We start from the raw sequence: 12,101 nt of genomic DNA, 5'->3' as shown, positions 1-12,101 counted from the left end.
ACCAGTAGCACCAGCCGGACCAGTAGCACCGGCGGGACCAGCCGGGCCGGCCGCGCCCTGGAAGCCCCGGGGCCCGGTCGAACCGGCCGGCCCTGGCGATCCTGCGGGCCCGGGTGATCCGGCGGGTCCGGGCGGTCCGGCCGGGCCGGGCGCACCGGCGTGCCCGGCCGGGCCGGGGGCGCCCTTGGGCCCGGCGGGACCGGCCTGGTTCCAGGTGTAGAGCGATTCCCCGGAGCGGCACTTCGTCGTGGTGGACGACACCCAGCGCACCGCGCCGGACTTCTTGGTCACACACACCTTGTAGGCCGCCGGCGCGGCCGTGGCCACTGCGGGCGAGGCCGTCCGGCCGGAGCCTGCGGCGAGGGAGGCGCTTGCTGTCAGCACCACCCCCACCGTTCCGACCGTGGTGATCAGGAGACGTGTCCTCATTGTTGTTCCATCCTCACGGATCTCGGGATCGTCGGCCCGGGGGCGGCGGCCGCACGCGGGACGGGCCGGGTGGCACGTCGGCGGAGTGAGCTCACCGCGCGTTTTGGCGGGCCGCCCTCAGCCTAGGTACAACTCGGACAATCCGGCGCAAATATCGAGGCATGCCGAAGAGGGGGCCGTCACCGATCGGCGACAACCCCCTCGGGAGACCCAGCGGGCCCGATTACCCCATGACCGCCAGATGGTCGGAGTAGAACAGCCCGAGACCGATCGCGCAGCAGATCCCCGCGATGATCCAGAACCGGACCACGATGTTGACCTCCGACCACCCCGCCAGCTCGAAGTGGTGCTGGAGCGGCGACATCCGGAAGACCCGCTTCCCGGTCGTCTTGAAGGAGATGATCTGGATCACCACCGACATCGTGATGATCACGAACAGGCCACCGATGATCACCGACAGCAGCGTCGTCCGGGTGGCCACCGCGAGGCCACCGATCAGGCCGCCCAGCCCGAGCGCCCCGGTGTCCCCCATGAAGATCCGCGCCGGGTTCGTGTTCCACCACAGGAAGCCGACCAGAGCGGCCGCCGCGGCAGCCGCGATCAGGGCCACCTCCAGCGGGTCCCGCACCTGGTAACAGTGCGCCTGGGTGAGTTCGTTGGTGAGCCGGTAGTCGTTGTCGCCGCACCAGTGCCGGTACTGCCAGAAGCCGATCAGCGAGTACGCCCCGAGCACCAGGATCGACGAGCCGGTCGCCAGGCCGTCGAGCCCGTCGGTCAGGTTCACGCCGTTCGACATCGCCATGATCACGAAGACGAAGACCATGACTGCGCCGACCTTGCCGACGTCGAGCCAGCTCACGTCCCGGATGAAGGAGATCTTCTCGCTGGCCACGGTCTGGCCGTTGGTGCTGGGGAAGTAGAGCGCGGCGATGCCGAACGCGGTGCCGACGATCAGCTGGCCGAGCAGTTTGCCCTTGGCGCTGAGGCCGTCGGAGTTGCGCTTGCGGATCTTGAGGAAGTCGTCCATGAAGCCGACCGCGCCGCAGAACACCAGCAGCCCGAGCAGGACCAGGGCGGTCATGGTGGGCCGCTCCTGGGCGATCTGCCGCTCGGGGAGCGTGGTGAGGGCGAGGTGCCCCGCCACGTACGCGAAGACCGTGGCCAGGATGAACGCCACGCCACCCATCGTGGGGGTGCCGCGCTTGCCCAGGTGGGTCTGCGGGCCGATGGTCCGGATCGGCTGCCCGGCCTTCAACGCCGAGAAGACCTTGATGGCGAGGGGGGTGCCGAAGAGCGAGATGAGAAAGGCGACCGCGGCCGCGACGATGACTGCCCTCACGTGGGCTGAACCTCCTCGGAACGCCGCAGCCAGTCGGCGACGTCCCATGTGCGGTACCGGGAACCCTTGACCAGCACGACGTCGTCGGCGCGCAGGTCGTTCTGGAGAATCTCGATCGCGGCGGCCTGGTCGGCGGCGAACCGGGCGGTGCCCCTCCAGCCGCCCACCTCCGCGGCGCCGTCCAGGATCGGCCGGGCGTTCTCCGCCACCGCGATCAGCCGGTCCACGCCGAGCTCGGCGGCGAGCCGGCCCACCTCGGCGTGCCCGGACACCTCGTGCTCACCGAGCTCGGCCATGTACCCGAGCACGGCGGTGGTGCGCCGGCCGGCGCCCATCGCGGCGAGCGCGTGCAGGGCCGCCGCGGTCGAGGACGGATTGGCGTTGTAGGAGTCGTCGACGACGGTCACGCCGTCTGCCCGCTCGAACACGTCCATCCGCCGGCCGGAGACGATGCCCACCTCGCCGAGCGCGGTGACGACCTCGTCGAAGGCCATGCCGGCGGTCAGGGCGACCGCCGCGGCGGCGAGAGTGTTCGCCACCTGGTGCCGTCCGGCGACGCCGAGCCGGACATTCCCCCGATCGACACCATCCGTCAGTACGTACGATGCCCGCCCCGTCGCGTCCACGACGACGTCCTCGGCGCGCAGCCCGGCGCCGTCCGCCTCGCCGGTGAGCAGCACCCGCGCGACGGTCCGGGACGCCATGGCCGAGACCAGTGGATCGTCGGCGTTCAGCACGGCCACCCCGGTCGCCGGCAGTGCCTCGACCAGCTCGCCCTTGGCCAGCGCGGTGCCCTCGACCGAGCCGAACTCGCCGAGGTGGGCGGCACCCACGTTGAGGACCACGCCGATCGACGGCCGCGCGATGCCGGTCAGGTATCGGATGTGGCCGATGCCGCGGGCACCCATCTCCAGCACCAGGAAGCGGGTCTTCTCGTCGGCCTGCAGCACCGTGTACGGGAAGCCCAGCTCGTTGTTGAGCGACCCGGCCGGCGCGACGGCCGGCCCGAGCCGGGACAGCAGCTGCCCGATGTAATCCTTGGTGGTGGTCTTGCCGGACGAGCCGGTCAGCCCGACCACGGTCAGCTCCGGCAGCCGCCCGAGGACCTCGTGGGCGAGCTTGGCGAGCACCTCCAGCTGGTCCTGGACCACGACGCCGGGCACCCCGGCGTCGCGGGTGCCGAGCACCCCGGCCGCGCCGGCCGCGACGACCTGCGGGCCGAAGTCGTGCCCGTCGGCCTTCTCGCCGGCGAACGCCACGAACAGCCCGCCCGGGCCGACCTTGCGGGAGTCGTACTCCACCCCGCCGGTGACCGTCTCCGAGCCGAAGGCATTGACGAGGCTTCCACCGGTGATCGCGGCGATCTCGGCGAGCGTCAGCGGGATCACCGGTGACCCCCCAGCGCCGCGGCCAGCTCGATCCGGTCGTCGAACGGCAGCACCTGGCCGTTCACCTCCTGACCCTGTTCGTTGCCCTTGCCCAGGACGGCGATCACGTCACCGGCGCCGGCCAGCCGGACCGCCTCGTCGATCGCGGCGCGCCGCCCGGCCACCTCGACCACCTTCGCTCCCGTGTGCGCACCTTCGGCACCGCGGCGCACCGCCTCCCGTACGGCGGAAGGGTCTTCGGTCCTGGGGTTGTCGTCGGTGACGATGACCAGGTCGGAGCCCTGCGCCGCGGCCTCGCCCATCAGCGGGCGCTTGCCCTTGTCACGGTCGCCACCGGCCCCGAGGACGCAGATCAGCTGCCCGCCGCGGGCGGTGGCCAGCTCGCGGAGCGCGGCCAGAGCGGCGACGATCGCGTTCGGCTTGTGCGCGTAGTCGACGACGCCGAGCACCTCGCCCGCCGCCTCGACCTGCTCCAGCCGCCCGGGCACGCCGCGGCACTCCCGGACGCCCCGGCCGGCCGTCGCGGGGTCGATCCCGACGGCGACCAGCAGCGCGATGGCGAGCAGCGCGTTGGCGACGTTGTGCAGGCCGGGCAGCGCGACGCCGGTCTCGACGGTGACGCCGTCCGGGCCGTGCGCGGTGAAGAGCTGACCGAAGGCGGACGGCCGCACCTGCGAGGCCCACCAGGTGGCCTCGCTGTTCCCGGTGGCCGAGTACGTCACGGTCCCCGGTGTGAACAGCGACATGACCGCCGCGTCGTCATGGTTGAGGACCCCGATCTCGGTACGCCCGTCGAACAGGCGCGCCTTCGCCGCGAAGTACTCCTCCGAGGTCGGGTGGAAGTCGAGGTGGTCCTGGCCGAAGTTCGTGTACCCGCTCGCGGCGAAGCGGATCCCGTCGGCGCGGCCCATCACCAGGGCGTGGCTGGACACCTCCATGACCACCGCGGAGACCCCGCGCTCGACGCCGGAGGCCAGGATCGCCTGCAGGTCGGTCGCCTCCGGCGTGGTCCGGACGCTCTTCACGACGAGGTCGCCGAGCCGGGTCTCCACCGTGCCGACCAGCCCGGTCACCCTCCCGGCCGCTCGCAGACCCGCCTCCACCAGGTACGACGTCGAGGTCTTCCCCGCCGTCCCGGTGATGCCGATCATCGTGAGCCGCCGCGAGGGCTCGCCGTAGATCGCCGCCGCGGCCGCGCCGAGCACCGCTCGCGGGTCGTCGGCGACGAGCACCGGCAACCCGGCGGCGAGCGCTGCCGCACGCCCGTCCGGGTTGGTCAGCACCGCCACCGCCCCGGCTCTGGCCGCGTCGGCGACGAACTCGGCACCGTGCCGGTTCGCGCCTGGCAGCGCCGCGTAAAGGTCTCCTGGGCGCACCGCGCCACTACTGTGCGTGACCCCGGTGACGTCCATGTCATCACCGTGCAGCGTTGCCGGGAGCAGCTCAGCGAGCCGCGTCAGCGGGAACGACGCAACGGTCTCGGGTCGTGGAATGCCGGACACGGCGTCAGACCCTACCCGGTACTCCGGGGGTTCCCGTCAACGCCATGCGACCTGAGTTCATCCATGGATCTTGAGGGTCGGCGGATTCGTGGTGGACGGTGGCACTAAGTAATGGGTGAGGGTGTAGGACATCATCTGGGAGAAGGCCGGAGCGGCCACCTCGCCGCCGGTGCCCTTGGCGACGTCCATCGCGACGGCGACGACGTAACGCGGGTTCTCGGCCGGCGCCATGCCCACGAACGAGCTGGCGTTGTGGCTGGTGTACTGCCCGTCGACGACCATCCCGCCGGTGCCGGTCTTGCCGGCCACCCGGTAACCGGGGACCTGCGCCTTGACGCCGGTGCCCTCGCCCTCGACCACGGCCTCCATCAGCGTCCGCAGTTCCGCGGCGACCTTCGCGTCCAGCACCCGGTGCGTCTCCGGCGCGGGAGCCGGGGTCACCTTGCCGTCGGTTCCCGAGATCGTCGACTGGATCAGGTGCGGCTGGATGTAGACGCCGTCGTTGGCGATCGCGCCGTAGCCCGCCGCCATCTGCACCAGGGTGGCCGAGACGCTGAGCCCGATCGGCACCGAGCCGTACGCCGAGCCGCTCCAGTCCGCCGGCTTGAGCAGCAGCCCGCCGGCCTCGCCGGGCATACCCTCGCCGGTCGCCTCGCCGAGCCCGAACTTCTGCTGGTACTCGTAGATCCGGTCCTTGCCGAGCATGTCGCCGATCCGGATGGTCCCGACGTTCGACGAGTAGGCCAGGATCCCGGCGATGGTCAGCTTGCTGCCCTTCGGCTGCGGGTGCCCGTCCTTGAACGGGGTGTCGCCCTTCTTGATCGCCGGCGCGACCTCCACCGCCGAGTCCGGGGTGATCAGCCCCTCCTGCAGGGCGGCGCCGATCATGAACGGCTTGTGGCTGGAGCCCGGGTCGGTGACCACCGCGGTCGGCACGTCGATCCGCTGCGAGGAGTCGAAGTCCAGCGCCTTGGCCGCGTTGTAGGCCGGGTAGCTGGCCTGGGCGACCACCTCACCGGTCTTCGCGTCCATGATCACCGCGCCGGCGACCGTGGCGTTGTTCTTCTTCGCCTCGGCGTTCAGCACCGATTGCGCCTTCCACTGCACCCACTGGTCGATGGTCAGCTTGAGCGAGTTGCCCGGCTTGGCCGCGGTCTCCTGCTCGTAGCCACCGGCGATCGGCACGTTGAGATTGCCCGCGCCGGTCTCGAAGACCCGCTTGCCGTCGGTGCCGTGCAGCAGGTCGTCGTAGCGCGCCTCGAGGCCCTCCAGCCCGTGCTGGTTGTCCCCGGTGAAGCCGATCAGGTTCGCCGCCAGGTCCGGGTTCGGCACGTCGCGCCGCTCGTCGCTGTGCGTGTAGATGCCCGGCAGGTCCAGCTTCTCGATCTGATCGGCGACCGAGATGTCCACCCCGCGCTTGAGGTAGCGGAACTTCAGCCAGGTGCCGCCGATCTGCTGCTTGCGCTGCATGTTCGCGGCCAGCTCGGAGGGCGCGACGCCGAGCAGCGGGGCCAGTTTCGCGGCCGTCTCCGGGATCTTCTTCTGCAGCTTCGCGTTCTCCGGGTCGGCGTAGATGTACCGCGCCTCGACGCTGTTCGCCAGGATCGCCCCGTCACGGTCCATGATGCTGCCCCGTGGCGCCGGCAGCTCGACGGTGCTCAGCCGCTTCTCCCGCAGCTTGACCAGGCTCGCCGCCTCGGCCGGCGAGGTCGCCACCTGCAGCACGACCAGCCGGACGCCGATCATCACGAACAGGGAGAGCGCCAGCACCGTGCCAAGACGCAGCCGCCGGGTGCTGTTCGCCAGTTTCGGCGGCTCGGCGGGCACCGGGCGAGGCCGGCGCGCCGGTTCCCGGCGAGACTTCTCGCTCACCGTCCGACGTGGGCGGGCTTCCGGCTCGGGGGTACGTCGTGAGGACGCGGCCCGCGGCGGGGCGGCGTCCCGGCGTACGCGGGAATCGGTCTTCTCCGCCGCGGTCCGGGCCCTCTTCTGCGGTTCGCGCCTCGGCGTCGCGCGCCTCTGCGGTTCACGCCCGGGCGTCTCGGACTTCTGCGGTTCACGCCTCGGCGTCTCGGACTTCTCGGGGCGCTCGCGCTCCCGGCCGGTCTCCCGCGGCTCCGGCGTCCGTGCGCCGCGCTGCCGCACCCGCTGGCCCTCGCCGCCCTCGACCACCTGCAGCGCCGGCCGGAACGGATCGGCGTTGCGCCCGGTCCGCGGGGTGCGTCCCCGCTCGGCCACCGTGCGGCCGCGGGGCGTGTAGGCCCGGGCCTCCCCGATGCCGGAGAAACCGCGTCGCTCGGGACGCTCGGGCTCGTCGTTCCCCTCGGCGGGAACGGCACGAGACGTTCCACGCCGGGGCGGAGTGCCCCGGCGCGGTGTCTCGTCGTCGGCTCGCGGCGACACGGCTTACTGCCCCGTTCCCGCAGCGTTCTGATCGGCGGTGTTCTGGCCGGCACCGTTCTGACCCGCGCCGGTCTGGCCCGCGCCGGTCTGGCCCGCGCCCGTCTGGCCGGTGCCGTTCTGGCCCGTGCCGGTCTGGCCGGCGGTGCTGTTCTGGGTGGCCGGAGCGCCGGTGCCGTCCGTGGTCAGCGACTCCTGGGCGGTGACCGACGTCTGGCCCTTGCCCGGCGTGAGCGGCCGGATGATCGTGCCGTCCGGCAGCGTGATCATCGCCGGGTTCTCCGCCGGGACCAGGCCCAGCCGGCGCGCGGCCGCGGCCAGGTTGCCCGGGCTCCTGACCTGGTTCAGCTGCTGGTTGAGCTCCTGCTGCCGCTCGTCCAGGCTGGCCTGGTTCTTCCGCAGCGCGTCGAGCTGGAACGACTGCTCCATCGTCTTGGTGTTGATCAGCAGGATGCCGACCACACCGGCCAGCACCAGCACGATCAGACCGGCCGCGAAGGTCGGCCGCGGCGCCTGGATCGGCAGCGGCGGCGCGACCCGCAGCCGCGGCAGGATCGCCGCCGCGGGAGCCTCGGCGGTGTCCAGCCGCTTCGCCGCGGTGCCCTCGATCCGCACCGCGATGTCGCCCTCGGCGGAGAGCCCGGCCCGGGCCCGGCTCGCGCCCACGTCGCTGCGCATCCCGGACCGGCGCGTGTCGGCACCCCGAGTGGTCGAATCGCCACCGCGCGTGCCCGGTCCGCTCCGCGCGCTCTTCTCCCCGCGCGCACCCTTGCCGTCGCGCGTGCTCTTGCTCGCCTCGCCCCGCGTGCCCTTGTTCAGCTCATCGCGCGTGCTCTTGCTCGCCTCGCCGCGCGTGCTCTTGCTCGCCTCGCCGCGCGTGCTCTTGCTCAGCTCATCGCGCGTGCTCGCCTTGCCGCGCGTGGCCCTGCTCAGGTCGTCGCGCGTGCTGTCGCTCACCTCGCCGCGCGTGGCGGATCGGCGCGCCCCCCGGGCGCCGCTCCTTCCGGTTCCGCCATCGCGGCCCGCCGCGCGTCCCCGCTCCCCGGCGGTGGACCGCGGTTGCGTCACACGGCCCCCCGACCGCGGCGCTTCCGTTCGCTCGCTCATGCTTCCCCCTCCCCCTCATGGTCCGGCCCCGGGCGTCGCCGCCGGAGTCCCCCGCTTTCCACAGCTGTCCGGGACCGCTCGCGGCCGGTCCCGGACGGCTGGTTCGCCCTCTTACCCCGTTCGTCGATCCGTTCCACCGCGCGCAACCTCACCGAGGCCGCCCGCGGGTTCTCCGCCACCTCCGCCTCGCTGGGCAACTCCGACCCCCGGGTCAGCAGCCGCAGCGTCGGACCGGTACCGGGCAGCTCGACCGGCAGGTCGACCGGCCCGGTGCTGCGCGCCCTCGCGGCGAGAGCGCGTTTGACGATCCGGTCCTCCAGAGATTGATAACTCATCACCACAAGTCGCCCGCCGGGCGACAACGCGTCCAAAGCAGCAGGAACCGCCGACTCGAGCACCTCGAGCTCGCCGTTGACCTCAATGCGTAGTGCCTGGAAGGACCTTTTCGCGGGATTTCCACCCGTTCGTCGCGCGGCGGCCGGAATAGCGTCTTTAATGAGCTCCGCCAGCCGGGCGGTCGACACGATCCGGGCCTTCGCCCGCTCCCGCACGATCGACGAGACGACCCGCGGGGCGAACTTCTCCTCCCCGTACTGCCGGAGGATGCGAACCAACTCGCCCGGCTCGTACGTATTGACGACCTCCTCCGCGGTGATTCCGCGGGACTGGTCCATCCGCATGTCGAGAGGGGCATCCTGCGCGTACGCGAAGCCCCGGTCCGCCTCGTCGAGCTGCAACGAGGACACGCCGAGGTCGAACAGGCCACTGTCGATCGCCGGGATCTCCAGCTCGTCGAGCACCCGCGGCAGCTCGTGATAGACCGCGTGCACCAGGTGGATCCGCTCGGCGAACCGGGCCAGCCGGTGCCGTGAGTGGGCGAGCGCCTCGGTGTCCCGGTCCAGTCCGACCAGGACCGCCTCCGGATAGCGCTCCAGGACCGCCTCGGCGTGGCCGCCCAGGCCCAGCGTGAAGTCGACGTGCACCGCGCCGGGCCGGGCCAGAGCCGGGCCGAGCAGGTCGAGGCAGCGTTCCAGCAGCACCGGAACGTGCGCGCCGCGCGGCTCCCCCATGTCGACCCCCACTTGACCCACCCGTTCGCGTATCACTCGGTTGTTACCTGTGAAGCCGTCCGCCCGGCTTCTGGTGTTGTCCGGTCCGGTGCCCGTCCGTACCGCCAGATCCCCATCCGCTCTGTCCCGCGCCGGTAGGCCCGGCCCTGGACACGCGCCTGGCGCCGGGGAAGAGGCGCCAGGAGCGGGAGCGGCTGGAGATCTCGCAGTACGGCAGCAGTGGCGTCCGGACCGCACTCCCAGCGGCCCACCGAGTGCCACGCCCTACAGTCCGCCGGGCAGCACCCCCTCCTCGATGTCGGCGAACTCTTCCTCGCTCGCCGAGAGGTAGTCGTCCCAGGACTGCTTGTCCCAGATCTCGACCCTGGTGCTGGCCCCGATCACCACGAGATCCCGGCCGAGACTCGCGTACTCCCGCAGATGTGCGGGGATGGTGACCCGGCCCTGCTTGTCGGGGACCTCGTCGTGCGCGCTGGCGAAGAACACCCGGCTGTAAGCCCGGGCGGCCTTGTTGGTCACCGGCGCCTCGCGCAGCTGGCCCGCGATGCGCTGGAACTCCGGCATCGGGAACACGTAAAGACAGCGCTCCTGCCCCTTCGTGATCACGACACCTCCCGCCAGCTCGTCGCGGAACTTCGCCGGGAGGATCAGCCGGCCCTTCTCGTCCAGCCGAGGGGTGTGCGTGCCGAGGAACATCGGCCCCCACCCCTTTGCCGGGACGGCTGCTCCTTCGCGGAGGGAGCGGGCCGTCTGTCAACTCGGGCCGGCAGGCTCTCGGTGTTGCTCCTCGGTCCTGCCACTGCGCCCCACTCTACTCCACTTCCCTCCACCTGCAACCCGAAAGCGGCTGCTCGCGAACTGTTTTCGCGGACGTAATCCCAGTTCACAGGGGGTGGGTCGAAGTGGAGGGCGTCAGCATGATCCACCAGGTCCGGTTTCCGACATCGGGCGCATGGGGGTCGATAAGTCCGGCGCAAACCGCCTCAAAAGATCGCGGTGGAGCGGTCCGTCGCGGCGCGGGGAGGAGAGTGGAGGCCGACGGGGGAGGAAAGTGGAGCCTCGTGTGGAGGGTCGGCCGTCACACCCCGACCCTCCACAAGCACCGCTCGCCGGCACCCCCCCCGTCGCCGCTCGCCCGGCCGCGCCACGACTCCCGCTGCCGCCACCGAACACCGCTCTCCCGGCCGCGCCACGACTCCCACTCCCGCCGCCGAACCCCGCTCCCTGTTGCTGAAACGCCAGTGGGGCGTGACCCGGATCCGGGTCACGCCCCACTGGCGTTGTTCCTTACTTACTGGGCGCCGTTCACAGCGCCCGCCACGCACCGAGCGCCATCCACAGCGCCCGCCACGCACTGGGCACCGTTCACAGCCCTCGCCCCACGCACTGGGCGCCATCCACGACGCCCGCCACGCACTGGGCGCCGTCCAAGGCGCCCTACCGACGGTCGAGGCCTTCAGCAGCTAGGCCTCCACCTGTCGCGAGGCGGCGAACCGCCACCTCGCCGGCCGGACCGCGTCAGGCGACCAGACGGCGCACGACGTAGTTGCTGCCGTACATCTTGTGCTTGCCGACCCGGGCTCCGGTGTGCGGCGAGTCGTACATGTAACCGCCACCGGCGTAGATGCCGACGTGGTACCCGTGCGACCCGGACCGGAAGACGATCAGGTCGCCGACCCTCTTGTTCGACTTGCTGACCGCCTTGCCGGCCTTCTGCTGCCCGTCCGCCTTGTGCGGAAGGTTCTTCCCGGCCGCCTTCTTGTAGACGTACTGGGTGAAGCCGGAGCAGTCGAAGCGGGTCGGCCCGGCGGCAGCGAACTTGTACAGCGCGCCGGTGTGCTTCTTCGCCTCGGCGAGGACCTTGGCGCCGCTGTTGCCCTTCACGTAGATCTTCGCCTGGTGCGACACCTGGGTGTACCCGGTGCCGATGAAGAGCGTCCGCACCCACATGGTCGACTTCGGCGCGACGGTGAAGCCGACGGTGCCGTTGCTGGGGACGGTCCTCTTGGCCAGCAGCACCCACTTGCCGTTGACGTAGCCCTGCAGCCGGACGGTGCCCTTGGCGGCCTTGCCGGTCCTCGGGTTGACGACCTTGGCGGTGACCTTGGTCTTGGCGCCGTACGCGATGGTGCGGACGCTGACCCGGGTGGTCATGGTGGGCTTCACCTTCGCGGCGGCGGCCTTGACCGTCGCCGTGGAGGAGACCGGGGTCGTCGTGGTCGCGGCCTGGGCAGCCGTCGCCGTCATGAGCTGGCCTGCGCAGAGGCAGAGACCCAGGGACAGGGCGGCGGTGGTGGCGCCGGTCAGACGCCGATTGCGTGCCGCGCGGTGGCGGCCCGAACTGTGCTGGTGCACGGTTAGGAGATCCCTCCGGCACGCCTGCGAGGTTAGCTGTCGGGTTCGGGCGGGAAGGCTTGCCCGGCCACCGTGGTGGCTTCACCCCAAGGTCCTACCGGTGCGCCGTCGGGTGGGACGACGCGGGCGGACCGAAATCTGGGTTCCCCGTCCCTGCCCCCGAATGCCTAGTCAGTTTCCTGGTGGTGCATTGGTCGCGTCCACCGGTCCGGGGCAGGGCTCGGCGTGAACCGGCAGGGCGCGACCGGCGAGCGGTTGCTGCCGGCGGATCCTTGGTACCTGAAAATCTCCTTGATCGTCAGGTGCGAACTGCTCACTCTGTGTAGTTGGCACATTGGCTACTGTCCAGTTTGTTACCTCCGCGAGACAAATGTCATGGCGCTAAGTGTCTACACGGTTACTCAAAGTTGATCGATCCCAGTGAACCAGAACACAGAAAAACTCAGGTGGTAACCCGTTGGTGACAGCCGATCGCCGGTGAGCGGCACCGAAGGGGTCACCCATTCGAGCC

At 71.2% G+C, this 12,101-nt stretch carries 8 protein-coding genes and 1 riboswitch; all 8 genes read right to left on the bottom strand.

The genetic code is table 11. The annotated features are described in order from the left end of the window. Positions 1-652: 652 nt before the first annotated feature. Positions 653-1,768 carry a phospho-N-acetylmuramoyl-pentapeptide-transferase gene (mraY, locus tag Acy02nite_RS05880; protein WP_203738748.1) on the bottom strand — a complete coding sequence of 372 codons (1,116 nt, stop codon included), beginning with the start codon at positions 1,766-1,768 and terminating at the stop codon, positions 653-655. Further along, a complete protein-coding gene (locus tag Acy02nite_RS05875; protein WP_203738747.1) occupies positions 1,765-3,156 on the bottom strand; it encodes a UDP-N-acetylmuramoyl-tripeptide--D-alanyl-D-alanine ligase in 1,392 nt (463 codons plus the stop codon). Before Acy02nite_RS05875 ends, mraY begins: the two co-directional genes overlap by 4 nt. Further along, entirely contained in the window at positions 3,153-4,616 is a 1,464-nt protein-coding gene (locus tag Acy02nite_RS05870) for a UDP-N-acetylmuramoyl-L-alanyl-D-glutamate--2,6-diaminopimelate ligase (RefSeq protein WP_425548266.1), read from the bottom strand. The genes Acy02nite_RS05875 and Acy02nite_RS05870 overlap by 4 nt, the downstream gene beginning before the upstream one ends. Before the next feature lie 99 nt (positions 4,617-4,715). Next, positions 4,716-7,061, bottom strand: a complete 2,346-nt coding sequence (locus tag Acy02nite_RS05865; RefSeq protein WP_203738745.1) for a peptidoglycan D,D-transpeptidase FtsI family protein — start codon at positions 7,059-7,061, stop codon at positions 4,716-4,718. A 3-nt stretch (positions 7,062-7,064) separates the two neighbouring features. Continuing rightward, the gene (ftsL, locus tag Acy02nite_RS05860; RefSeq protein ID WP_203738744.1) at positions 7,065-8,015 is read right to left on the bottom strand and encodes a cell division protein FtsL; all 951 of its coding nucleotides are present in this window, start codon (positions 8,013-8,015) and stop codon (positions 7,065-7,067) included. A 146-nt stretch (positions 8,016-8,161) separates the two neighbouring features. Then, positions 8,162-9,247, bottom strand: coding sequence for a 16S rRNA (cytosine(1402)-N(4))-methyltransferase RsmH (gene rsmH, locus Acy02nite_RS05855; protein ID WP_203738743.1), 1,086 nt, complete (start codon positions 9,245-9,247; stop codon positions 8,162-8,164). A 252-nt stretch (positions 9,248-9,499) separates the two neighbouring features. Further along, positions 9,500-9,931, bottom strand: a complete 432-nt coding sequence (gene mraZ / locus Acy02nite_RS05850) for a division/cell wall cluster transcriptional repressor MraZ (protein WP_043523825.1) — start codon at positions 9,929-9,931, stop codon at positions 9,500-9,502. A gap of 822 nt (positions 9,932-10,753) precedes the next feature. Next, positions 10,754-11,590, bottom strand: coding sequence for a C40 family peptidase (locus Acy02nite_RS05845; RefSeq protein WP_239174258.1), 837 nt, complete (start codon positions 11,588-11,590; stop codon positions 10,754-10,756). A 6-nt stretch (positions 11,591-11,596) separates the two neighbouring features. Beyond that, positions 11,597-11,774: riboswitch (cyclic di-AMP (ydaO/yuaA leader) on the bottom strand. Positions 11,775-12,101 lie beyond the last annotated feature (327 nt).

Source organism: Actinoplanes cyaneus (assembly GCF_016862095.1).
Lineage (GTDB): Bacteria > Actinomycetota > Actinomycetes > Mycobacteriales > Micromonosporaceae > Actinoplanes > Actinoplanes cyaneus.
Note: the sequence above shows the minus strand (reverse complement) of the source record. Positions and strands in the feature narration are given on the sequence as shown.